General features: G+C 74.9%; 22 protein-coding genes. 17 read left to right on the top strand and 5 right to left on the bottom strand.

The features are described from left to right. Window positions 1–96: 96 nt before the first annotated feature. Window positions 97–255 carry a hypothetical protein gene (locus AC1VM9_RS09595; protein ID WP_481346844.1) on the bottom strand — a complete coding sequence of 53 codons (159 nt, stop codon included), beginning with the start codon at window positions 253–255 and terminating at the stop codon, window positions 97–99. A 93-nt stretch (window positions 256–348) separates the two neighbouring features. Between AC1VM9_RS09595 and AC1VM9_RS09590 the strand changes: the two genes are divergently transcribed. After that, window positions 349–1317, top strand: a complete 969-nt coding sequence (locus AC1VM9_RS09590) for a GlxA family transcriptional regulator (protein ID WP_481346846.1) — start codon at window positions 349–351, stop codon at window positions 1315–1317. Window positions 1318–1340: 23 nt separating this feature from the next. Here AC1VM9_RS09590 and AC1VM9_RS09585 read toward each other — a convergent pair whose 3' ends face one another. Next, window positions 1341–2306: a DMT family transporter gene (locus AC1VM9_RS09585; protein ID WP_481346847.1), complete on the bottom strand. Its 966-nt coding sequence runs from the start codon at window positions 2304–2306 to the stop codon at window positions 1341–1343. Between the two features lie 295 nt (window positions 2307–2601). Between AC1VM9_RS09585 and AC1VM9_RS09580 the strand changes: the two genes are divergently transcribed. Both AC1VM9_RS09580 and AC1VM9_RS09575 read left to right on the top strand, forming a co-directional pair. Continuing rightward, on the top strand, window positions 2602–3099 hold the full coding sequence (locus AC1VM9_RS09580; RefSeq protein ID WP_481346848.1) for a cysteine dioxygenase: 498 nt from the start codon (window positions 2602–2604) through the stop codon (window positions 3097–3099). Further along, entirely contained in the window at window positions 3096–3491 is a 396-nt protein-coding gene (locus AC1VM9_RS09575) for a rhodanese-like domain-containing protein (RefSeq protein WP_481346849.1), read from the top strand. Before AC1VM9_RS09580 ends, AC1VM9_RS09575 begins: the two co-directional genes overlap by 4 nt. Here AC1VM9_RS09575 and AC1VM9_RS09570 read toward each other — a convergent pair. Beyond that, window positions 3421–4335, bottom strand: coding sequence for a LysR family transcriptional regulator ArgP (locus AC1VM9_RS09570; RefSeq protein WP_481346850.1), 915 nt, complete (start codon window positions 4333–4335; stop codon window positions 3421–3423). The genes AC1VM9_RS09575 and AC1VM9_RS09570 overlap by 71 nt on opposite strands. Before the next feature lie 70 nt (window positions 4336–4405). Between AC1VM9_RS09570 and AC1VM9_RS09565 the strand changes: the two genes are divergently transcribed. The 3 genes from AC1VM9_RS09565 to AC1VM9_RS09555 all read left to right on the top strand — a co-directional run bounded on the left by AC1VM9_RS09565 (window position 4406) and on the right by AC1VM9_RS09555 (window position 8540). Further along, window positions 4406–5011, top strand: a complete 606-nt coding sequence (locus tag AC1VM9_RS09565; RefSeq protein ID WP_481346851.1) for a LysE/ArgO family amino acid transporter — start codon at window positions 4406–4408, stop codon at window positions 5009–5011. Between the two features lie 155 nt (window positions 5012–5166). Further along, window positions 5167–5328, top strand: a complete 162-nt coding sequence (locus tag AC1VM9_RS09560; RefSeq protein ID WP_481342749.1) for a hypothetical protein — start codon at window positions 5167–5169, stop codon at window positions 5326–5328. 173 nt (window positions 5329–5501) lie between these two features. Next, entirely contained in the window at window positions 5502–8540 is a 3039-nt protein-coding gene (locus AC1VM9_RS09555) for a helix-turn-helix transcriptional regulator (RefSeq protein ID WP_483122450.1), read from the top strand. Between the two features lie 19 nt (window positions 8541–8559). Here AC1VM9_RS09555 and AC1VM9_RS09550 read toward each other — a convergent pair whose 3' ends face one another. Continuing rightward, window positions 8560–9768, bottom strand: coding sequence for an MFS transporter (locus AC1VM9_RS09550; protein ID WP_481346853.1), 1209 nt, complete (start codon window positions 9766–9768; stop codon window positions 8560–8562). Between the two features lie 58 nt (window positions 9769–9826). On the opposite strand from AC1VM9_RS09550, the gene AC1VM9_RS09545 reads away from it, so the two are divergent. The 4 genes from AC1VM9_RS09545 (at window position 9827) to AC1VM9_RS09530 (ending at window position 13065) form a co-directional block, all read left to right on the top strand. Next, the gene (locus AC1VM9_RS09545) at window positions 9827–10831 is read left to right on the top strand and encodes an ArsR/SmtB family transcription factor (RefSeq protein ID WP_483122449.1); all 1005 of its coding nucleotides are present in this window, start codon (window positions 9827–9829) and stop codon (window positions 10829–10831) included. Between the two features lie 91 nt (window positions 10832–10922). Beyond that, on the top strand, window positions 10923–11954 hold the full coding sequence (locus AC1VM9_RS09540; protein ID WP_481346516.1) for a peptidoglycan-binding protein: 1032 nt from the start codon (window positions 10923–10925) through the stop codon (window positions 11952–11954). A 158-nt stretch (window positions 11955–12112) separates the two neighbouring features. Further along, complete coding sequence (locus AC1VM9_RS09535; RefSeq protein WP_481346515.1) at window positions 12113–12793, top strand: cobalamin B12-binding domain-containing protein; 681 nt, start codon at window positions 12113–12115, stop codon at window positions 12791–12793. Between the two features lie 41 nt (window positions 12794–12834). Continuing rightward, window positions 12835–13065, top strand: coding sequence for a hypothetical protein (locus AC1VM9_RS09530; RefSeq protein WP_481343846.1), 231 nt, complete (start codon window positions 12835–12837; stop codon window positions 13063–13065). A gap of 3 nt (window positions 13066–13068) precedes the next feature. On the opposite strand, the gene AC1VM9_RS09525 is transcribed toward AC1VM9_RS09530, so the two are convergent. Then, entirely contained in the window at window positions 13069–14259 is a 1191-nt protein-coding gene (locus tag AC1VM9_RS09525) for a RimK family alpha-L-glutamate ligase (protein ID WP_481343845.1), read from the bottom strand. Here AC1VM9_RS09525 and AC1VM9_RS09520 point away from each other — a divergent pair. Genes AC1VM9_RS09520 through AC1VM9_RS09490 form a run of 7 tightly spaced genes read left to right on the top strand, consistent with a single transcriptional unit; the run spans window position 14258 to window position 22795 of the window. Then, window positions 14258–14761, top strand: a complete 504-nt coding sequence (locus AC1VM9_RS09520) for an ATP-dependent zinc protease family protein (protein WP_481343844.1) — start codon at window positions 14258–14260, stop codon at window positions 14759–14761. The two genes, AC1VM9_RS09525 and AC1VM9_RS09520, sit on opposite strands and share 2 nt — an antisense overlap. After that, window positions 14761–15831: a succinylglutamate desuccinylase/aspartoacylase family protein gene (locus tag AC1VM9_RS09515; RefSeq protein ID WP_481346514.1), complete on the top strand. Its 1071-nt coding sequence runs from the start codon at window positions 14761–14763 to the stop codon at window positions 15829–15831. The genes AC1VM9_RS09520 and AC1VM9_RS09515 overlap by 1 nt, the downstream gene beginning before the upstream one ends. A gap of 10 nt (window positions 15832–15841) precedes the next feature. Beyond that, on the top strand, window positions 15842–16387 hold the full coding sequence (locus AC1VM9_RS09510; protein WP_481346513.1) for a glycine cleavage system transcriptional repressor: 546 nt from the start codon (window positions 15842–15844) through the stop codon (window positions 16385–16387). 37 nt (window positions 16388–16424) lie between these two features. Beyond that, on the top strand, window positions 16425–17822 hold the full coding sequence (locus tag AC1VM9_RS09505) for an SWIM zinc finger family protein (RefSeq protein ID WP_483122447.1): 1398 nt from the start codon (window positions 16425–16427) through the stop codon (window positions 17820–17822). After that, entirely contained in the window at window positions 17819–19369 is a 1551-nt protein-coding gene (locus tag AC1VM9_RS09500; RefSeq protein WP_481346511.1) for a DUF5691 domain-containing protein, read from the top strand. The genes AC1VM9_RS09505 and AC1VM9_RS09500 overlap by 4 nt, the downstream gene beginning before the upstream one ends. Next, the gene (locus AC1VM9_RS09495; protein ID WP_481346510.1) at window positions 19366–20496 is read left to right on the top strand and encodes an ATP-binding protein; all 1131 of its coding nucleotides are present in this window, start codon (window positions 19366–19368) and stop codon (window positions 20494–20496) included. The genes AC1VM9_RS09500 and AC1VM9_RS09495 overlap by 4 nt, the downstream gene beginning before the upstream one ends. 10 nt (window positions 20497–20506) lie before the next feature. Beyond that, window positions 20507–22795 (top strand): DUF5682 family protein, encoded by a 2289-nt coding sequence (locus AC1VM9_RS09490; RefSeq protein ID WP_481346509.1) that lies wholly within the window; start codon window positions 20507–20509, stop codon window positions 22793–22795. The last annotated feature ends 217 nt before the right edge of the window (window positions 22796–23012 follow it).

Here is a 23012-nt window from a genome sequence, read left to right as displayed (position 1 = left end):
CGCTGAAGGCCTATCGGCCTGTCTAGGACTAGGCCTAGAGGCCCGGATACGACGCGATCGGCCGTCGGGTGCCGGTGGGGGCTGCTCGCAGCACCGTCAGCGACGGACCGCGTCGTGCAGGACGCGCGGGAGGTCGGCATCGCGGTCGGCGTCGGCACCGAACGGCGCGTGCGGCAGGTGGAAGGTGCGGCGGTGGTGCGGCTCGAGGGCTGCGAGAACCAGGGCGATGAGGGCGATGAAGAAGATGATGTCCATGGCAGAAAGTCTGCGCGCATCGGGATGCCGCCACGAGTGGCAGAACAGTCGCCCTCCGATGATTTCCTGCCAATCTCGTGGCAGACTGAGCGGATGCTGCGCACCATCGCCGTCGTCGTCCAGGAGCCGGTCGCCGCGTTCGAGCTCGGGGTGCTCTGCGAGGTCTTCGGCATCGACCGGACCGACGACGGCTTGCCGGCCTTCGACTTCCGCGTGTGCGCCTCGCGCCCCGGGCAGGTGCACCGCACGACGAGCGGCATCGGCATCGTCCCGACCCACGACCTCGCCGCCGCCCGCGACGCGGACCTCGTCGCCGTCCCGGCCGGGACCGTCGAGGGACCGTTCGACGAGGGCGTCCTCGACGTCCTGCGCGACGCCGTGGCCCGCGGCGCCCACGTCCTGTCGGTGTGCTCCGGCGCCTTCTCCCTCGCGGCCGCAGGGGTCCTCGACGGGCGCGCTGCGACGACCCACTGGCGGTACGCCGCGCGGCTCGCGGAGGTCTGCCCGACGGCCCGCGTCGACCTCGACGTGCTGTACGTCGAGGACGGCCCGGTCATCACGAGCGCCGGCACGGCGGCGGGCATCGACGCGTGCCTGCACCTCGTGCGCACCGAGCTCGGCTCGGAGGTGGCGACGCGCATCGCGCGCCGGATGGTCGTGCCGCCCCACCGGGACGGCGGCCAGCGGCAGTACGTCGAGACGCCGGTGCCGGGGCAGTCGTGCGACTCGCTGCAGGAGGTCCTCGACTGGGTCCTCGAGCACCTCGACGAGGACCACTCGGTGCCCTCACTGGCGCGTCGCGCGGCGATGTCGGAGCGGACCTTCGCGCGGCGGTTCGCGGCCGAGGTCGGCACGTCGCCGCACCGGTGGCTGACCACCCAGCGGGTGCTGCGCGCCCGGCACCTGCTCGAGTCGACCGACCTCGACGTCGAGCGGATCGCGCACGAGAGCGGGTTCGGCACGGCGGCGATCCTGCGCCACCACTTCCAGCGACAGATCGGCGTCCCGCCGCTGCGCTACCGCCGCGCGTTCACCCGCACGCCGCGCGCCGTCGCCGGCTGAGGCGTGCTCCGAGCAGGCCGGCTCTACTGCGTTCGGGCGGACGCCCGCCCGGGCTTGCGCCGCGTCAGGAGCACGCCCGCGATGCAGAGCGCACCGCCGAGGAAGGTCAGCGCGGGCGGCACCTCGTCGAGCAGCACCCAGGCGATGAGGGTGGCGATGAACGGCACGAGGAACGTCGTCAGGGTGACGGTCCCGGCGTTGCCGCGGGCCAGCACGTACGCCCACGTCGAGAACGCGATGGCGGTCGGGAAGACCCCGAGGTAGACGATCCACAGCAGCGACGACGCGTCGCTCGTCCGAACGACGTCGACGAGCTCACCGGTCCACGGCAGGCACGTGACGGCGCCGACGACGCACGCGATCCAGGTCACCTCGGGCCCGGGCAGCCGCCCGAGGAGCGGCTTCTGCGCGAGCACGCCGACGGCGTAGGTCACGGCGGCCAGCACCGCGAGCCACACCCCGACGAGGTCACCGGAGCCGCCGGAGGAGAACCCGCGCGCGATGACGACGACGCCCGCGAAGCCGACGGCCATCCCGATGAGCAGCCACCTGCTCATCGCCTCGCCGAGGAACACGGTGGCGAGGAGCGCGACGATGATCGGCCCGATCTGCACGACGAGGGCCGACGTGCCGGCGTCGATGCGCCGTTCCGCCTCGTTGAGTGCGAGGTTGTACACCCCGAACCACGCGACGCCGCACAGGAGCAGGAGCGGCCAGTCGCGGCGGGCCGGCCACGTGCGCGGCCGGCGGAACACGAGGGCCGCCAGCGCCACGGACGCCACGAGGAGCCGCCCGAGGGACAGCGCGCCCGGTGGGACGTCGTGCCCGAGGTGGCGGATCGCGACGAAGGCCGACGCCCAGAGCACGAGCGTCAGCGCCATGGCCCCGAGGACGAGCCAGCGGTCAGCCGGGCGCAGCGCGCTGGACCCGGACGGCACCACTTCCGGCGCGGGCTGGGCATCGGGGTCACGTCGGGCGTCGAGGGTCACCCGAGCAACCTAGGCGCCAGCACCGACATCGCGCCCTCTCTTTTCCGGCCGTCCGGCGCCAGTATGCCGCCACATTCCGGACAGCCCTTGCGGCACAAGATGCATAAGTTACGCTTCTTGATGTGGAAACGTGCAGTTATGCGAGCGCCGTCCGAGAGCGATGTCGCCGGGTGCGATGAGCGCCCCGAGGCCCGCCCGCCGGGCCTCCCTCCCGCGGTGCACCGCAGCGCAAAGCACCGCAGCGCAGTGCACCGCAGCACCGACTCCACCGCAGCCACGAAAGGCCTCCTTCGGCATGTCCCGCAACGCTCCCCGCACACCCGTCCAGCTCGCCGACACGGCTCGACGCCTCGCCCGCCAGCAGACCCTCTGGTCGCGGCTCGTCGACTTCGACCCGGTCACCCGCTACTACGCCCGCCTCCACGCGGACGAGGACCACGAGGCGTGGCTGCTGACCTGGCTGCCGGGCCAGGGCACGCCGTGGCACGACCACGGCGGCAGCTCGGGCTCGTTCGTCGTCCTGCAGGGCGTCCTCACCGAGGAGGTCGCCGGGTACCGCAGCGCCGTCGACCTCGACCCCGTGCGACGCGTCACCGCGCCCGGTGTCCGGCTCGACCCCGGGGACCAGCGCACCTTCGGTCGCCGCCACCTGCACCGGGTCACCAACCTCGGCCCCGACCCGGCCGTCAGCCTGCACGTCTACGCCCCCAGGCTCACACTCATGACGAGCTACCGTGAGGTCGACGGCGCACTCGTCGTCGAGGAGGAGCAGGCGGCAGGAGTGGACTGGTGAACAGCATCGACGAGGTCCTGGCCCGAGCCCGCGCCCGGCTGCACCGACTGACCCCCGAGGAGGCCGACGCCGCCGTCCGCGAGCGCGGCGCCGTCGTCGTGGACACCCGGCCCGAGGCCCAGCGTCGGGAAGAGGGCGAGCTGCCCGGGGCGCTGCTCGTCGAGCGCAACGTCCTGGAGTGGCGCTTCGACCCGGCCTCGGAGGCCGCACTGCCCATCGCGCGCCACGACCTCGAGGTGGTCGTGCTGTGCCAGGAGGGGTACTCCTCGAGCCTGGCGGCGGCGTCCCTGCAGGACCTCGGCATCCATCGCGCCACCGACGTCATCGGCGGGTTCGCGGCGTGGCGGGAGTGGCTCGGCCGTGCTGACGACCCCGCGTCGCCGCCCGCCTGACCACGTCGGTGAGCCGGTCGAGGTGGCCGGACCCGAGGCGCCAGCGCTGCCAGTAGAGCGGGACGTCGACGTGGTCGCGCCCGCCGATCCGCACCACCTCGCCGGCCGCCACGGCCGGTGCCAGCTGGGACTCCAGCAGCATGCCCCAGCCGAGACCGGAGCGCACCGCGGTGACGAAGCCGCCACCGTCGGGCACCTCGTGCGTCGGTGGTGCGGTCGTGACGCCGTGCCGATCGAGGACCCGCTGCTGGAGGTCGTCCTTGGCGTTGAAGCGCACCACGGGCATCGCGGCCCAGTCGACACCACGCCCGCGCGCGAACCGGTCGACGAGGACCGGCGTCGCGGCGGGCGCGTACCTCAGGGTCGTGAGAGGTTCGGTCGAACAGCCTTGCACCGGAGCGGGATCCGACGTGACGGCCGCGAGCACCTGACCGGCACGCAACAGGGACGCCGAGTGGTCCTGGTCCTCGACGCGCAGCCGCAGGACGACACCGTCCCACGTCGCGACCTCGCGCAGCACCGCACCGAACCAGGTCGCCATGGAGTCGGCGTTGACCGCGACGCTGAGGTCGACGACGCCCCCGGCCGCGGGGGCCAGGTCGCGGGTCACCTCGTCCTCCAGTAGCCGTTGCTGGCGCGCGAGGCGGACGAGCGACTCGCCGGCGGGCGTGGCCCGGCACGGCGTGGCCCGGACGAGCACGACGTGACCGATCTCGTTCTCCAGCGCGCGGATCCGCTGGCTCACGGCCGACGGGGTCACGTGGAGATGGCGCGCGGCGGCCTCGAACGTTCCCGTCTCGATGATGGCGAGGAGGGCGGCCAGCTGGTCCGGGCGCAGGCGCATGAAGCAATGCTAATGATCCCGAAGGAAACGTCGCTTCACTGATGAGTGGCGACGATCTAGCGTCGTCGTCATGACCGCCAGCCTCGCCGGCTTCCTCACCATGGCCTCCCTCATCGTCGCCATCGGCGCCCAGAACGCCTTCGTCCTGCGCACCGGCCTGACGCGTCGGGACGTCGGTCTCGTCGTGACCGTCTGCGCGGCCTCGGACGCCCTCCTCGTCGTCGCCGGTGTGCTCGGCGTCGGGCGCGTCGTCACCGACCACCCGGCGGTGCTGGCGTGGGCCCGCTGGCTCGGCGCGGCCTACCTCGTCGGGTTCGCGGTCCGGTCGCTGTGGAGCGCACGGCACCCGGCCGCCCTGCGCGCCGGTGACGACGCGGCCACGGCCGGGCGGCGCGGGGGCGTCCTCGCCACGGTCCTCGCCCTGACCTGGCTCAACCCGCACGTCTACCTCGACACGGTCCTGCTCGTCGGGTCGCTGGCCAACCAGCAGGGTGCGGACGAACGCTGGTGGTTCGTCGTCGGCGCCATCGCCGCGAGCGCCGCGTGGTTCGCCGGCCTCGGCTACGGTGCACGGCTGCTCGCTCCCCTCTTCGCCCGGCCCGTGACGTGGCGGGTGCTCGACGTCGTCGTGGCGCTGGTCATGGTCGCCGTCGCCGTGCCGCTCGTGCTCGGCTGAGGCGGCCGCGGCACGGCCCGCACGCGTCTGAGGTAGCGGTCTGAGGTAGCGCGCCCACGCCGGATACGCAGGTCACCCGATGTGCCGCCCTACCTCAGCCGCCGACTCTGGATGAGTCAGCAGAACCCATCCGGAAGCAGCGAAGGACACCGATCATGAGCACGTCGATCAGCGACTACAGCATCGTCCGCGCGGCCGTCGAGGCCCGTTACGCCCCCACCGGGCACCGGCCCCGTCGCGTCTCCTCCCTCGAGATCATCCGCCGGACCCACAACCGCACCGACCGGGAGGTGCAGCGCCCCGAGCGCGCCCGGTGAGAGCGGTGACGTCAGTGCCGGCGGCGACGGCGGCGAGGCCCACCGCTCTCCCCACCCGTCCCGCCTCCGCTCCCACTCCCGGCCCAGGACCCGGCCCCGGCCCGGGCCCCGACCCCGGCGACAGGCGTGCACCCCTCCCGCCGCTGTCGCCGGGGTACGGGATGATTCCCTCCATGCCGTTCAGCACCGGCTCCCTCATCGGCAGGGACGCCGACCTGCACCACCTCTTCGACGCCGTCGGGCTCCACGCCGGCGCACCCGGTACCGCACCCGCTGCTGCACCGGGTGGCCGGACGCGCACCGGGGGCGTCGTCGTCGTGTCCGGAGACGCCGGCATCGGCAAGTCCCGGCTGCTCGGACAGCTGGCGAGCGACGCCGCCGACGCAGGCTGGTTCACCGCCGTCGGTCACTGCGTCGGGCTCGCCGGCGGCAACCTCGCCTACCTGCCCTTCGTCGAGCTGCTCGGCGCGATCGACGCGCGCCACCCCGAGGTCGTCGAGGCGGTGCTCGCCACCCACCCGGGCCTGGCCCGCCTGCTGCCGACCCGCGCCGACGCGGCTGCCGCGGCGATCGCGTCGGTCCCCGCCTCGGCGCCCGCCGCGCCGGCCACGGACCCCGGGCAGGTGGCCGAGGGCGTCCACGCCCTGCTCACCGCGCTCGGCGGCGCGACGCCGGCCCTCCTCGTCGTCGAGGACGTCCACTGGGCCGACCACTCCTCGCGCGACCTCCTCACCCTGCTGCTGACCCGCGGGTTCACCACTGACGTCGCCCTCGTCGTCACCTACCGCTCCGACGACCTGCACCGACGCCACCCCCTCCACGAGACGCTCGCCGTGTGGGCGCGCATCGCCGGGGTCGAGCGCATCGAGCTCGCGCCCCTGGCCGACGACGCGGTCCGCCAGATCGTGGCCCACCTCGAGGGCGCCCCCACCGACCGCGGCACCGCCGACGAGATCGCGACCCGTGCCCAGGGCAACCCGTTCTTCGCCGAGGAGCTCGTCGCGAGCGCCGCGGCCGGGCAGGCGTTGACCGGTGGCCTGAGCCGGGTCCTCCGGGCCCGCGTGGAGCAGCTCGACGACACCGCGCAGCGCGTGCTTCGCGCCATCGCCCTCAAGGGCGGTCAGTACCTCGGGCACGAGCGCCTGGCCCGGGTCGTCGACCTGCCCGACGCCGAGCTCGAGGCCGCGCTCGCGGCCGCCGTGGAGCACCACGTCCTCGAGACCCGCTGGCCCCCCGCGTACACGTTCCGGCACGCGCTGCTCGGCGAGACCGTCGCCGACTCGCTCCTGCCCGGGGAGCGGCTGCGGCTGCACCGCGCCTACGCGTCGGTCCTGTCGGAGCACCCCGGCCTGGCCCCGGCGTCCGAGCGCGCCCGGCACGCGGCCGCCGTCGGCGACCTGACGACGGCGGTCGAGGCCAGCCGCGCCGCCGCGGAGTCCGCGATGTCCATGGGTGGCCCGCAGGACGCGCTGCAGCACCTCGAACGGGCGCTGTCGTGGCTCGACGAGGACGACCCGGCGCGCGACGACGTGACGCTCCGCGCGTCCGAGGCGGCGACCGTCGCGGGGGACCCGGTGCGGGCCGTCGACCTGCTGCGCGACCGGCTCGCCCACCCCGGCCGGTCCCAGCGGCCGGAGGCGCGCGCCGACCTGCTCGCCGCCCTCGTGCACGTGGGGCGGAACCTCGACGTGCCGCTCGACGCCCTGGCCCTGACCGACGAGGCCCTCGCCCTCGTCGACCCGCCGACGCCGGACGAGCGGCGGGTCCGCGTCCTGTCGGCGCGGCTCCAGGCGCTCATCGACCTCGGGCTGTGGATCGAGGCCTCACGCGTCGGCGACGAGGTGTCGGTGCTCGCCGAGCGGCTCGGGCTCGCCGGCCAGCTGGCCGTCGTTCGCACCATCCAGGCGCGCGTGCTCGAGGTCCAGGAGGATCTCGACGCGGTCGAGACGCACCTGCGCTCGGTGCTCGACGGGCTCGACCCTGGCGACCCGCTGCGGTTGCGCGCCCAGCACCAGCTCGCCTCCCTCGCCCACCGCCGTGGCGACCTGCCGACCGCCCTGCAGCGCTACGACGCCGGCGCCGAGCTGGCACGGCGGATGAACCGCGAGTGGGCGCCGTGGGGCCAGGAGTGCCGGTTGCTCGGCGGCCTTACCGCCTACGAGCTCGGCGACTGGGACGGCGCGGTCCGTCGGCTCGACCTCGGTGACGCTCCGGCACCGGAGCCGGGCGGCACGATCTTCACCGGCGCCCTCCTGCACGTCCGTGCCGGGCGCGGCGAACCCCTCGACACCGACCTGTTCGCGCGGCTGCGGCGCTGGTGGTCCTACGACGGTCTCGCGGTCGTGCTCTCCGTGATGGCCGGCATCGACCTGTTCGGCGACGCCGGGCGGCACGACGAGCTCGTCGAGCTCGTCGAGGACGCCGTCGGCACGCTCGACGCCGCGTGGGGCGAGTACCACGCCGTCGTCCGGCTCGCCGCCCTCGTCGGTGGCCAGGCCGCGTCGGCGGCTGCGACGGCCGATCCCGCCGTCCGCCGGCGGATAGTCGCGCTCACCGAGCGCCTCCTGGCCCGGGCGCGCCGCATCGGCGCCCTCAAGCCGGCCGTCGAGCGCACCACCCGACCGACGTTCGAGCCCGCCGACCCGGAGCAGACCACCGACCTCGAGCGCACGAGCCGCGAGACGTGGGCGTGGCTGGCCCGGGCCGAGGCCGAGGCCCTGCGGCTGCGGCGCGCCACCGACCTCGACGACCCGCCCGGTGCCGACGACCTCGTCGCGGCGTGGCGCGCGAGCGTCGCCGCCTTCGAACGGTACGGGCACGTCTACGAGACCGCCCGGTCCCGGGCGCGGCTCGCGGCCGCCCTCCACGCGCTCGACGACGACACCGCCGCGCGTCAGGAGGCCGACGCGGCACGGGCCGTCGCCGAACGGCTCGGGGCCCGCCCCCTCCTCGCGGAGCTCGAGCGCGCGGTGCCGGCGGCCGCGCGGTCGGCCGCGCGCGTCGTGGCAGGTCAGGCCGAGCTGACCGCTCGCGAGCGGGAGGTGCTCGAGCTGCTCGCCCGGGGCCTGACCAACGGGCAGATCGGCAAGCAGCTGTTCATCAGCACCAAGACGGTCAGCGTCCACGTGTCCAACCTGCTCGCCAAGCTGGGCGCCAGCGGACGCACCGAGGCGGCTGCGATCGCTCGACGCCGGGGCCTCGTCGCGTCCTGAGCGGCGCGACGGGCCCGGGTCAGACCCGCAGGCGCTCGGCACTGGCGACGGCGGGCCGCGACCGTCGCAGCCCCGGCGTCAGGGCCAGCGACACGACGACGGACGCCACCGCCATGACGCCCATGGCACGGGCCGCGGCGTCCGGTCCGACGCCGAGGGCGGTCGCGACCGCGCCCCCCAGGAGGGCACCGACCGCCTGGCCGACCATGAGCCCGGTCCCCTGGAGGCCGAACACCTGGCCACGGGCCTCGGCGTCGGTGTGGGTGACGAGCCGCTCCTGCAGCGGCAGGCTCGCGGAGTACCCCGCCGACGCCACGAACGCGAGCACCGCGGCGAGCGGCAGCGACGGCACGACGAAGAAGGCGAGGTAGGGCACTGCCAGCAGCAGTCGCAACGGCCCGATCAGCCTGTCCCGCATGGGGATCGACAGGAAACGCCCCACGACCACGTCGCCGACGAGCATGCCTGCCGCGGTCACCGCGAACAGGTAGCCGGCGCGGGGCCCGGCGAACGGCACGAAGAGCGCCTCGCACCCGACGATGAGACCGTTCGGCACCCAGAGCGTCAGGTAGATGGGCCGCACGACGGGCGAGCCGAGGAGACGCCGGTTGACCTGGCGGGTGCGCCGCACGACGGACGCGCCGCCGTGCCGTGGCGGGTGGTCGGACAGGCCGAACCGCAGCAGCAGCACCGCGACGGCCAGGGCCGCGGCCGACCCGAGGAACAGCTGCGTCGTCGTGAAGCGGACGAGCAGGACGCCACCGATGCCGAAGCCGACGATCTGCATGCCGCCGACGGCGACGTTCATCGTGGCCCGGCCGAGGATGAACCCGTCGCGCGGGAGGATGTCGGAGACGAGGGCCATCATGCTCCCGCCGAGCGCCGACGTGATGAGCGGCCCGACGGCGAGCAGCACGAAGCGCCAGCCCCAGGCCAGCCCCGGGATCGCCTGGAGCAGGTCGGTGACGAGCGTCGTCGCGACGACGAGCACGAGCGCGGCGCGGGGCCGCACGAGGTCCGAGCCGGAGCCGAAGAGCGACTGCCCGACGATCCGCATCAGCGGGGCACCGAACATCGACAGGGCCGTGAGGACGGGCGAACCGGTGGCGGCGAAGGTGATGGTGCCGAGCGCCAGGGACGCGACGGCGTACGAGCCGATGTTGAGGCACTGGACGAGGAAGAGGACGCGGAACTCGGGGACGGCGAAGAGCTGTCGGTACGTCTGCACGCCCGTACCGTGCCGGATGCCGCCGCCGCTGGGCTAATGTTTCGGGAGGAGGCGAAACATGGGGACCTGGCAGATCTCGGCGGACCTGCTCGCACGGAGCCGGTTCGTCGTGTCGCCGCGCATCGAGACCGTCGGCGCCCTCAACGACCTCGTCCGCCCGTCCGACCCGGAGGGGCGGGCCCTGGCGGCGTCCCACGGCGAGGCGTTCCACACGATGCTCGACGCGCATCCGGTGCGCCGCGCCGTCCTCGACCACAGCTGGAGGCCCGGCTGGATCTCGGACTGGCTCTGCCTGCCGCCTGCGGCCCCGACCTCCGGCACCCGCACGTTCGCCGAGGAGATCGACGACGTGCGCGAGCTCGGTGACGACCTCGTGCGCGAGCAGCTCGCCGAGAGCTCACCCAGCCACCGCCTACCCGACGTCCTCCTGCGCGACGGCCTGACCGAGGAGGCCGTCGCGCTGCTCGACTGGGTGTGGACCCACGTCCTGGCCACCGACTGGGGCCGCCGCGAGCGCATCCTGCGCGCCGACGTCGTGTCCCGGACCGCACGCCTCGCCACCCAGGGCTGGGCGGCCGTCGTGCGTGACCTGGGCCGCGACCGCGAGTGGGTCGGCGCCGGCCACCTGCGCATCAACAACTACGACCTGCCCTCGCGCGTCCTGCCCGACGACGCCGACCTCTTCTTCGTCCCGGTCAGCCACCGCGCCCGATGGGTCGGCTGGCTGCTCCCCCGCCGCTACGCCGTCTACTACCCCGTGGCCGGCGCGCTCGCACGGGTCGACGCAGAGGCCTCCGACGGCCTCGAGCGCCTCGTCGGCCGGTCCCGGGCAGCTCTGCTGGTCGCACTCGAGTCCCCTTGCAGCACAACGGGCCTCGCGGCCACCACCGGGCTCGCGATCGGGTCGGTCGGCGACCACCTCAAGGTGCTGCTCGCGGCGGGCGTCGTGCTGCGACGCCGCTCGGGACGTGAGGTGCTCTACTGGCGCACCGCCCTCGGCGACGCCCTCGTCGCGTCCGGTGCCGGCGGCGGCCTCCAGCCGGCTGCGAGGAGGCCCGGGTAGTCCTCCCCATGTACCGCGCGGCGGGACCGACCCTACGGTCGCCTCGGGCAGGAGCACCTGCCCTCCCACCACACGGAACCCAGGGGTAGTCATGTGTGAGCTCCACGAAGACCTCGGCGACACCGGCGCGGCGGCGCCCGCCTCCCTCACGGGCGGACTCGGCCGGCGCACGCTCATCCGCGGCGCGGGTGGTCTCCTGCTCGGGGGCGGCCTCGTGGCCGCCACGGCGACGGCCGCGAGCGCCGCGACCTCGCAGAACGGTTGGCCGGCCGGGTCGTCCTCGCAGATCCCGATCGTCGGCCTCACGGTCGGCGGGGTCACCTTCCCCGCGGGCGTCCGGAGCGGCCACGTACACACGATCCTCGCCTACGTCGCCGGCCGCTTCGACCGCGAGGTCGAGGCCCTCGTCAGGGGCTGGTGCTGGGGGCACAGCTACCGGCGGATCTCCGGCAGCACCTCGCTGTCGAACCACTCGAGCGGCACGGCCATCGACTGCAACGCCCCGCGCCACCCGCTCGGCAGGTCCGGGACGTTCTCGGCCGCACAGCGGTCGAGGATCCACGCCATCGTGGCCTCGTGCAACGGCGTCGTCCGGTGGGGCGGCGACTACTCCGGCCGCAAGGACGAGATGCACTTCGAGATCGACGTGCGACCCGGCGACCCCCGAATCGCCCAGCTCGCCAAGAAGATCGGCGGTGGCGCCAGCACCCCGGCCCCGGCCCCGGTCACGTGGACGACGGTCCGGCGCGGCGCCACCGGCTTCCGCACGACGGCCGTCCAGCACCTGCTCCGCCAGCGCGGGTACTCCCTCACCGTCGACGGTGTCTTCGGCGCGGGCACCGAGAGCAGGGTCAGGGCCTTCCAGGCCTCGCGCCGGCTCGCGACAGACGGCGTCGTCGGGCCGAAGACGTGGGCCGCGCTCGTCGTCACGGTCCAGCGCGGGTCGAGGGGCCAGGCGGTCGTCGCCGCCCAGAGGCTGCTGACGCACCGCGGCTACACCCTGACCGCCGACGGTGTCTTCGGCTCGATGACCGCGACGAAGGCGCAGGCCTTCCAGTCGACGCACGGCCTCACCGCGGACGGCGTCGTGGGCCCGCGCACGTGGGCCAGGCTGACCGCCTGAGACCGCGCCCGCGGCGTCGTCCGCGTCGAGTGGTGACCGCGACGACACGATTCGGTCACGGTGGACATCGCGGTCGGCGCAGCATGTCTGGCCCTGCCGCGGGTGGGTACGTAGGTCCGACGGCCCGCACCACCACCCCCGGAAGGGGACATCGAACCATGCCCGCAGACCGCACGCCGCCCGCAACCCGGGTGGAGCAGCTGGAACAGACCCTCGAGGCGTTCGACGAGGCGGGGGGCCACCGCATCCTCGCCGACGTCTTCGCCGAGCTCGACGTCGATGACGCCGTGAGGGAGGTGCTGCTGCCGTACCTGCGGTCCGTCGGGAAGCGGTGGGAGACGGGCCGCATCGGTGTCGCGCAGGAGCACTTCGCGAGCAACGTGGTGCGCTCGCGCCTGTCCCTGCTCCTGCAGGACGCGGCCGAGAAGGTCACCGCGCCGCGACCTCTCGCCGTGCTCGCCTGCCTGCCCGGTGAGCACCACGAGCTCGGCCTCATGGCGGCCGCGCTCAGCCTCACGCGGCTCGGCTGGCAGGTCTGCTACCTCGGAGCCAACACGCCGACGGCCGAGCTGGCGCTCGCCTGCCGCAGGCTTCAGCCCGACGCCGTGATGCTGTCCGCGCTGCGACCGACGGCGTACGCGGCGCAGGCCGCCGCGCTGCGCCGGCTGGCCGAGTCGATGCCGGTGTACGTCGGTGCCGCGGGAGCGTCCGCGGAGGCGGCGACCCTGTGCCACGCCACCCACCTGCCCGGCGACCCGGTCTGGGCCGCACGGGTCGTCGACGAGCAGCGCGGATCCGCAGCCCGCGCCGTCGACGGCGCGGAACCCACTGCCGTGTAGGGCTTTCCCCGTCGGGTCGGACCGGGCTAGGCTCGCCGCCCATGAGCCCGGACGAGACGCTCGCAGATGCCCTGAGCCGCGATGCGGACGACCCGGCCGACGACGCCTACGCGGGGGATGCCGTCGACGACGCCGACCGGCAGGCGCCCGCGCCCCTGGGCCCCGTCATCGACCGACGCGACCCGCGGGTGGCCCTGGCGGTCGCCGGTATCGCCGCGGCCGCGGTCCTCGTCGGCGGCCTCGTCGCGCTCGTCATCGGCTTGGCCCGCTGACGCTCAGGAGATGAGGATCGGCTCCTTCGGGAGGCGGCGCACCTTGGTGCGGCGACGCCGCCGCTCGGGGATCATCGAGCGCATCTCCTCGAGGCGGCCGAAGCACAGGAGGCGGTCCTCGGCCTGCAGCTCGGTGCGGCGCCGGGGGTTGGGGATGACCGTCGTGCCGCGGTGCAGCGTCAGCACCTGGATGTCGCGCTCGTCCAGACCGGACTCGCTGATCGTCTTGCCGACGAGGTCGGCGCCGGTGTGCACGACGAGCTCGGCGACCCCGTAGCCCGTCGACACGGTGAGGCGCTGGCGCACGTCGATCTCGGGGAAGGCGACCTGGTTGGCGATGTGGTCGATGATGGCACCGGCGACGTCGAGCTTCGTGGCGCGCTCGATGCCCTCGAGGCCCGGCGAGGAGTTGACCTCCATGACGAGCGGGCCCTCGTTGCCCTCCAGCATGTCGACACCGGCGACGCGCAGGCCCATGATCTGCGCCGAACGCACCGCCGTCTCCTCGAACTCCCTTGACAGCTCGACGGGTTCGACCTCACCGCCGCGGTGGACGTTGGAGCGGAACTCGTCGCCGTGCGCCCGCCGACGCATCGCGGCCACGACGCGGTCGCCGACGACGAGGGCACGGATGTCGCGCCCCTTCGACTCCGTGACGAAGCTCTGGATGAGCACGTTCTGCTTCGTGCTGTGCAGCGTCTCGATGATCGCCTCGGCGATCTTGATCTCGGGCGCGAGGATGACGCCGATGCCCTGCGTGCCCTCGAGGAGCTTGATGACGACCGGGGCGCCGCCGACGCGCTCGATGGCCGGGCGCACGTCGGCACGGTTGCGCACGAAGGTCGTCGCCGGCATGCCGATGTTGTGCCGCGAGAGGATCTGCGTCGCCCGCAGCTTGTCCCGGGCGTTGCTGATGCCGTTGGCCGTGTTGGGCGTGTAGACGTCCATCTGCTCGAACTGGCGCACCACGGCGGTGCCGAAGTACGTGATCGAGTTGCCGATGCGCGGCAGGACCGCGTCGTAGTCGGACAGCGGCCGGCCGCGGAAGACGAGGTCCGGTTCGCGTCCGGACAGGTCGATGGCGAACCTCAGCGTGTTGAGCACCCGGGCCTCGTGGCCACGGGACAGGGCAGCCGTCTTGAGGCGCTGCGTCGAGTAGGCGCGCGGGGCGCGGGAGAGGATCGCGAGTTTCATGGGGGATGCCTGCAAGGATGGTCGGGTGTCCGGGCCGCCACATTCAAGCATCCTCGCCGGGTGGCGGGAATGGGTGAGCCTGCCCGCCTGCGACGTCGAGTGGGTCAAGGCCAAGCTCGACACAGGTGCCCGGTCCTCTTCGATGCACGCGTTCGACGTGTCGGAGTTCGAGCGCGACGGCACCGACTGGGTGCGGTTCTCGATCCACCCGTGGCAGCGGTCCGAGGCCGACCCCGCCGTCGTCGAGCGCCCGGTCCACGACCGGCGCTCGGTCCGCTCGTCGTCGGGGCACGCCGAGCACCGGCCGATCGTCCTGCTCGACCTCGTCCTCGTCGGGCGGACCGTGACGGCCGAGGTGTCGCTGACCGACCGCGACGAGATGGGCTTCCGGATGCTCGTGGGCCGCGAGGCGCTGCGCCAGGGGTTCCTCGTCGACTCCGGGCGCTCGTACCTCGGAGGGCGACCCCCGCTCGCGGTCCGGCGCAGGAACCGGGGCCGCTGATGCCGCGTCCGTCGTTCGCCATCGGCGCGGTCCGCGTCCGAGCGGGGTCGACGCGCGAGGTGGGCCTGCCGATCACCCGTCTCGTCACCGGGGCAGAGGTGAGCCTGCCGGTGCGCGTCGTCCACGGGCGCCAGGACGGCCCGACGGTGTGGCTGACCGCGGCCATCCACGGCGACGAGGTGGTCGGCGTCGAGGTCGTGCGGCGCGTCCTCGCCTCGCTGCCACCGCGCACCCTGAGCGGCACCGTCATCGCGGTCCCGATCGTCAACGTGCTCGGCTTCCAGACCGGCGACCGGTACCTGCCGGACCGCCGCGACCTCAACCGCGCCTTCCCCGGCTCGGCGCGCGGCTCCCTCGCCGGCCGCCTGGCGCACCTGCTCATGACCGAGGTGGTGGCCAAGGGCGACGTCGGCATCGACCTGCACACCGGCGCCGACCGGCGCAGCAACCTGCCCCAGGTGCGGGCCGACCTCGACGACCCGCGGACGCGCGAGCTCGCCTCGGCCTTCGGCGCACCGGTGGTCTACCACGCGCGGCTGCGCGACGGCTCGCTGCGGGCCGCGGCCAGGGAGCAGGGCGCGACGGTGCTCCTCTACGAGGGGGGCGAGGCGTGGCGTTTCGACGAGTGGGCCATCGAGTCCGGTGTCGTCGGCGTGCGCCGGGTGCTGGCCCGACTCGGCATGGTGGACCCGCTCGACGAGCCCCCACCCGCGCGGAGCCTGGTGTGCCGGTCGAGCGGCTGGGTCCGCGCGCCGGGCAGCGGCATCCTCCAGCTCGAGGCCACGCTCGGGCAGCGCGTGCAGCCCGGTGACCGGCTCGGCGGCCTGTCCGACTCCTTCGGCCGACGCGTCCGGCTGGTGCGCGCCGACCGGCCCGGCATCGTCATCGGCCGCACCCACGCGCCGCTGCTCAACCGCGGTGACGCCATCGTCCACATCGGCGAGGTCGAGGAGGACCACCCGACGCCGGACATGGCCATCGAGCTGCCGCCAGACCCGACCGGCATCCCCTTGCTGCCCGAGGCGCCCGACCTCGCTGCCGGGGCACCCGACGGCGTGCCGCGTGACTAGGCTGCCGGTCATGGCCCGCCTCGTGCTCACCGTCATCGGCGACGACCGTGCCGGACTCGTCTCGGCCCTGGCCGACGTCGTCTCCGCGCACGACGGCAACTGGGAGCAGAGCCAGATGACCGAGCTGGCAGGCAAGTTCGCCGGGATCGTCGTCGTCGCCGTCCCGGACGCCCGTCGCGACGAGCTCGGCACCGCGCTGCGAGCGCTCGACGGTTTCCTCGAGGTCGCCGCCCACCCGGGGGCGGCGGACACGGCGGCCGATACGTCCACCGGCGCCGGCGCGGGGGCCGCTCCGACACGGCGCCTCACGCTGGACCTCCTCGGCAACGACCGTCCCGGCATCGTCCGCGAGGTGTCGTCGGTGCTGAGCCGGCACCACCTGTCGATCGAGACGATCACGACCGGGACCCGCGAGGCGCCGATGGCGGGCGGCCTGCTCTTCGAGGCCCATGTCGTCGTCGACGTGCCGGCCGCGACGGACCTTGCCGACCTACGTGCGGACCTCGAGCGCCTCGCCACCGAGCTGCTCGTCGACCTCGACCTGCACGAGGACTGACCCGGCTGTCCGCGTTGTCGGTCATGATGTGCGCGTCATGACCCGATGGACTCCGGCACAGGTGGCCGGGCTCGCTCCCGACGACGCGTCGCTGGTGGCGGCCCGCAGACTGGCACGCCCCGGCCCGTGGAGCGACACCGGTTCGACCGAGACGCTCGTGTGGGGCAAGTGCCAGGGGTCGGGCAGGACGCCGTACCAGGTGAGCGTCGACCTCGCCGGGCCGGCCTTCCGCTGCTCGTGCCCGAGCCGCAAGCACCCGTGCAAGCACGGGCTCGCGCTGCTGCTGCTCTGGGTCGACGGGTCGGGGTCGGTCGCCGACGTCGAGGAGGCGGCCGGCTTCGCCCGCGAGTGGGCGGCCGAGCGGGCCGCCCGCGGCGCAGCCCGCGACGCCGCGACCGAGGCCCGGTCCGGGCGGACCCCGGACCCCGACGCCCAGGCCAGGCGGCTCGAGGACCGGCTCGCGCTGATGACGGCGGGCATGGACGACTTCGCCCGGTGGCTGGGTGACCTCGTCCGCGGTGGGACGGCCACGGCCCGCCGCCAGCCGCAGGCGTGGTGGGAGACGACCGCCGCGCGGCTCGTCGACGCCCAGCTGCCCGGCGTCGCGGACGACGTCCGCTCCGTCGGCAGCGAGGTCGCCTGGCGCGCGGACTGGTCCGAACGGCTCCTCGTCGCCCTCGGCCGCTGGTGGACCGCGACCCGCACGTGGAGCCGTCGCGACAGCCTCGACCCCGACGAGCTCGGCGACCTCAGGGCCTACCTCGGCTGGTCCGTCCCCACCGACACGGTCCGCGCGGGTGACGCCCTGCACGACCGCTGGACCGTGCTCGGCGCGCACCGCACCGACGACGGCCGCCTCCAGCAGCAGCGGACGTGGCTGCGCGGCGAGGCGGCGGGCCACACCGTCGTCGTCCTCGACTTCGCGGCCGGCACGCAGGTGCTGCCCGTGGCCCGCCTGGCCGGCTCGGTCCTCGACGCCACGGTCGCGCGGTACCCGGGGCGCGGCGTCCGGAGGGCGCTGTTCGTCGACGACCCGGCGCCGGTCGCCACCGACGGACCGCTGCCGGGCACCGTCGACGTCGAGGGCGCGTACGCCTGGGCCGCCCGGGTCTGGGCCGCCAACCCGTGGACGCGACGCGTGCCGGTCGCCCTCGCCGCCGTGCGCGTCGGGGTCGACCCGCCGCGGTCACCCGTCTCGGCGCCGGCACCGGCCTCGACACCGGCCTCGACACCGGCGTCGGGCCCCGCGTCGGCCCTGCTCACGGCCCGCGCCGTCGACGCGGGTGGCCGCGGCATCGACCTGACCGCCGACGCCGCGGTGTGGGCGCTGCTCGCGCGCACCGGCGGGCACCCGGCCGACGTGTTCGGCGAGCTCGAGCACGGGCGGTTCCGGCCCCTCACCCTGGTGCAGCGGGGCGAGGTGGTGGCGCTGTGAGCGAACGCACCGGAGCGACAGGCGGGTTCGACGCCTGGTGGCGCGAGGTCGGCAACGCGGCCCTCGTCGGCACCGCCCGTCGCGCCGTCCCACCCCTCGACGTCCTCGGCATCCGGCGCCTCGACGCACCCACCGAGGCGTCGACCGGCACGTCGACGACGCTCCCGCGCGAGGCCGCGCTCCTCGACGCCGCAGCGCTCGGCGCGGCGGCCCTCGCGTCGGGACGCGTGTCCCGCCCGGCCGAGACGCCGCCCACCTCTCCGCCGGACGTGCGCCCCGAGGCCTCGCGCCTGGCCGTGCAGCTGCTCGAGCTCGTCCTGACGCAGCCGCCCGCCGGTGTGCAGCAGCGACCAGCCCTGCTGACGCACTGGCTCCGCGCGTGCGACACCGGTGGCCGACGCGTCCCGCACGCGCTGCTGCCGACCCTCCTCGACCTCGCCACCGCACAACGCTCGCTGCGTCGCGTCGCCGCCCGGGTCGTCGACGAGCGCGGCCTCTGGCTGGCTGCGCAGCACTCCGACTGGGGCTGGGTGCTCGACGCCGCGGCCGGGGCGGACGTGTCGGCCGAACCCGAGCTCGACCCGGACGACTGGGCGCGGCTGCCCTCGACCGAGCGTCTGTCGCTCGTGGCGTCGCTGCGCGCGCGCGACCCGGACGCGGCCCGCGCGCTCGTCGGGTCGACGTGGGCCACCGATGCCGCGCGGGACCGGCGGGCTCACCTCGAGGCGTTCCGCGTCGGCCTGGGCCCGGCCGACGAGCCGCTCCTCGAGCGCGCGCTCGACGACCGGTCCGCCGGCGTCCGTGAGGTCGCCGCCGACCTGCTCGACGGGCTGCCGGGTTCGGCGCGAGCCCGACGGATGGCCGACCGGCTCCGTCCGCTCGTGCGCACGACGGGGCTGCTGCGTCGCGGCCTCGAGGTCACCCTGCCCGACGAGCCGGACGCAGCCGGTCGGCGCGACGGGCTCGGCAAGCCGCCGCCGCGCCGGTCCGCCCGCGGGTGGTGGCTCGAGCGGATCGTCGCCGGTGCGCCGCTCGGGGTGTGGGCCGATGCCACCGGTGCCGACGCCGTCACGACGGTCACCCGCCTGGCCGACGCGCAGGCGACCGACGCCCTCGAGGGGATACGCCGCGCGGTGCGGTCCCGCCGGGACCCCGACTGGGCGGCCGCGCTCCTGCAGCGGGGCTGGGACCCGAGCATCGTGCCCGCGCTGCCACGCGACCTGCGGGAGCGCGCCGTGCTCGCCCGCGTCGACGAGGTGATCGCCCGACCGTCCCACGCCGCCACCGTGGTCGCGGCGCTCGAGGCCCCGTGGTCGCCCGGCTTCAGCGTCGCGCTGACCTCCCGGCTGCGTGCCTCGACCTCCGGCCCGGCGGTCGTCGCCCTGTCGATGCCCTACCTCGTGACCGGCCTGCATCCCGCGGCGCTGGAGGCCCTCGAGCAGTGGCTCCGGTCGCTCGGTGACGGCGACCGTGCCCTCGCCACCCACCTGCGCAACCTCCTCCAGCTCCACTCCGTCAAGCGATCGATCAGCGAGGCGTTCCGATGACCGACACCACCGAGCCGACCACCGAGCCGACCACCGAGTCGGCCCCGACCCCCGAGGTGCTCCGAGCCCACGCGGAGGCCGCCTACGCGTCCGAGCTCGCGGCCCTCGCCGCGGTCGACGACCGGCCGCGGCCGCCGAGCTGGCGGCTGTCGCCGTGGGCCGTGACGACGTACCTGCTCGGCGGCACGCTCGCGGACGGCACCGAGATCACGCCGAAGTACCTCGGGTCACGGCGGCTCATGGAGGTCGCGGTCGCCTCGCTCGCCACCGACCGGGCGCTGCTGCTGCTCGGCGTCCCCGGCACCGCCAAGACCTGGGTCGGCGAGCACCTGGCGGCGGCGGTCAGCGGGGCCTCGACGCTCGTCGTGCAGGGCACGGCGGGGACCCCGGAGGAGTCGCTCCGGTACGGCTGGAACTACGCGCGCCTCCTGGCCGAGGGCCCGACGCGTGCTGCGCTCGTTCCGAGCCCGGTGATGCGCGCCATGGAGACCGGCGCCCTCGTGCGCATCGAGGAGCTGACCCGCATCCCGGCCGACGTGCAGGACTCCCTCATCACCATCCTGTCCGAGAAGACGCTGCCCGTGCCCGAGCTCGACTCCGAGGTGCAGGCCCGCCCCGGCTTCAACGTCATCGCGACCGCCAACAACCGCGACAAGGGCGTGAACGAGCTCTCCTCGGCGCTCAAACGACGCTTCAACACCGTCGTCCTGCCGCTGCCGGACACCCTCGAGCAGGAGGTGGAGATCGTCCGCACCCGCGTCGCGTCGCTCGGCCGCAGCCTGCAGCTGCCGGCCGAGCTCGAGTCGCTGGCCGAGATCGAGCGCGTCGTCCAGGTGTTCCGGGAGCTCCGGTCCGGCGTCACGGCCGACCAGCGCACCACCGTCAAGTCGCCGTCCGCGACGCTCTCGACGGCCGAGGCCATCTCGGTCATGACGAACGGGGTCGCCCTCGCGGCGCACTTCGGTGACGGCGTCGTGCGGGCCGACGACGTCGCGGCCGGGCTCGTCGGCGCGGTCGTCAAGGACCCGGTCCAGGACCGCATCGTCTGGCAGGAGTACCTCGAGACCGTCGTCAAGGACCGTCGCGAGTGGACCGACCTCTACCGCGCGTGCCGCGAGCTGGGCTGACGGGATCGACATGACCGTCGAGGTGCTCGGCATCCGCCACCACGGGCCCGGCTCGGCCCGGTCGGTGGCGCGCGCCCTCGACGAGCTCGACCCCGACTCCGTCGTCGTCGAGGGACCGCCCGAGCTCGACGCCCTGCTGCCCCTCGCCGCCGACCCCGGCCTGGTGCCACCGGTCGCCGGCCTCGTCTACGCCGTCGACAACCCGCGCCGGGCGGCGTTCTACCCGTTCGCGCTCTTCTCCCCGGAGTGGGTGGCGCTCCAGTGGGCGCTGGCGCGCGGCGTCCCCGTCCGGTTCGCCGACCTGCCCGCGGCGCACTTCCTGGCCCCGGGGGTGGGGGACGCCGCAGAGGCCACCGAGGGCGACCGCGACGCCGACGATGCCGGCGCCGACGACGGCGGCGCCTGGGAGGGGCCGGCCCAGGGCGTCGTGCGCGAACGCGTCGACCCGCTCTCGACGCTGGCCCGCGCCGCCGGGTACGACGACCCGGAGCGCTGGTGGGAGGACGCCGTCGAGCACCGCCGCACGTCCTCGCTCGAGCACTTCCGGTTCCTGCGCGAGGCGATGCGCGACGTCCGCGGCGGCACGACCGTCGGCGACGACGCGCGGCGGGAAGCCTTCATGCGCAAGGTGATCCGTGCGGAGGTCAAGGCCGGCCGCGAACGCGTCGCCGTCGTGTGCGGCGCCTTCCACGCCCCGGTGCTCGACCCCGACACGTTCCCCCCGGCGGGGCGCGACAACGCCCTCCTCGCGAAGCTGCCCAGGGTCAAGGTCGCCGCGACCTGGGCGCCGTGGACCGCCGCGCGCCTCGCGTACGCGAGCGGCTACGGCGCGGGCGTCCGCTCACCCGGCTGGTACCAGCACCTGTTCGTCACGCCCGAGGACGAGGTCGTGCCCTCGTGGTTCGTCCGCGTGGCGCGGGCGCTGCGCGAGGAGGACCTCGACACCTCGACGGCCGCCGTCGTGGAGGCCACCCGGCTGGCCGACGCGCTCGCCGCGGTGCGAGGCCGCCCGTCGGTGGGCCTCGCCGAGCTGACCGACTCGGCTCGCGCTGTGCTCACCGACGGGTCGGACCTGCCGCTGCGGCTCGTCGACCGGCGCATCGTCGTCGGCGAGCTGCTCGGTCGGGTGCCCGACTCGACCCCGATGGTGCCCCTCGCGTCCGACCTGGCCCGACAGCAGAGGTCCTTGCGGCTCAAGCCCTCCGCCTCGGCGACGACCGTGCAGCTGGACCTGCGGCGCGAGGCGCAGCTGGCTCGCTCGGTGCTCCTGCACCGGCTGCGGCTGCTCGGGGTCCCGTGGGGCGAGCAGGTCGACGCCGGCCGGTCCACGGGCACCTTCAAGGAGGCGTGGCAGCTGGAGTGGGACCCCGAGCTCGCCGTGTCGGTCGTCGAGGCGAGCCTCTGGGGCAACACGGTGCAGAGCGCCGCCGAGGCCAAGGTCGCCGACGAGGCCGGCAGTACCGACGACCTCGGCCGCCTCGGGGCCCTCGTCGAGCAGTGCCTCCTCGCCGAGCTGCCCGGCGCGCTGCGGGCCGTCGTCGCGGCTCTGGCCGACCGCACCGCCCGCCAGCACGACACCCGGGCCCTCCTCGACACCGTCGAGCCGCTGGCCCGCACGTGCCGCTACGGCGACGTGCGCGGCGTCGACGTCGGCGAGGTCGAGCACGTGCTGCGCACCGTCGTGGTCCGGGCCTCGGTCGGCCTGCGGTCGGCGTGCGCGTCGCTCGACGACGACGCGGCCGCCGCGATGCGCGCCGCGGTCGAGGCCGCCGACCGCGGCGTCGCGCTCCTCGACCTGCCGGACCTGCGCGAGCCGTGGCAGCGGGCCCTGGCCGCGGTCGCCGCCGACGAGAGCATCCACGGGGCCGTGGGCGGACGCGCCAACCGCCTCCTGCTCGACGCCGGACAGCTGGCGCGCGACGAGGCCGCCGGCCGGCTGAGCCGACGGCTGTCGACCGGCGCGAGCGCACCGGCGACCGCCGCCTGGGTCGACGGGTTCCTCACGGGGGAGGCGCTGCTCCTCGTCACCGACGACACGCTCCTCGCCCTCATCGACGACTGGCTCGCCGGCGTGCCCGACGCCGTCTTCGAGGACCTGCTGCCCCTCGTCCGACGGACGTTCTCGCGGTACGAGCAGGCCGAACGCCGGCTCATCGGCCGGCACCTGACCGCGCTCGGCACGGGCGGCCGCGCCGATGCGGAGGACGCCCCGGCATCCGTCGACCTCGAGCGTGCGGCGCCGGCCGTCGCCACCGTCGCCCGCCTGCTCGGGCTCGAGACCGTGGGGGGCCCGCGATGAGCGACGACGACCCGACGCCGGAGGCCGGCGCTCCGGCGACCGGCAGCGTCACCCCGACGCGTCGCGACCGGCTGACCCGCTGGCGTCTCGTCCTCGGTGGCGAGGAGGCCGACGGCATCGGCGACGCGGCGTCGCTCGACGCGGACGACGTCAAGCGCGACGAGGCGCTGCGCGAGCTGTACGACGGGCAGCGCAAGGGCGGGCTCGGCGCGTCCGC

The sequence above is a fragment of the Monashia sp. HAY1-11D genome (assembly GCF_056868035.1).
Note: the sequence above shows the minus strand (reverse complement) of the source record. Positions and strands in the feature narration are given on the sequence as shown.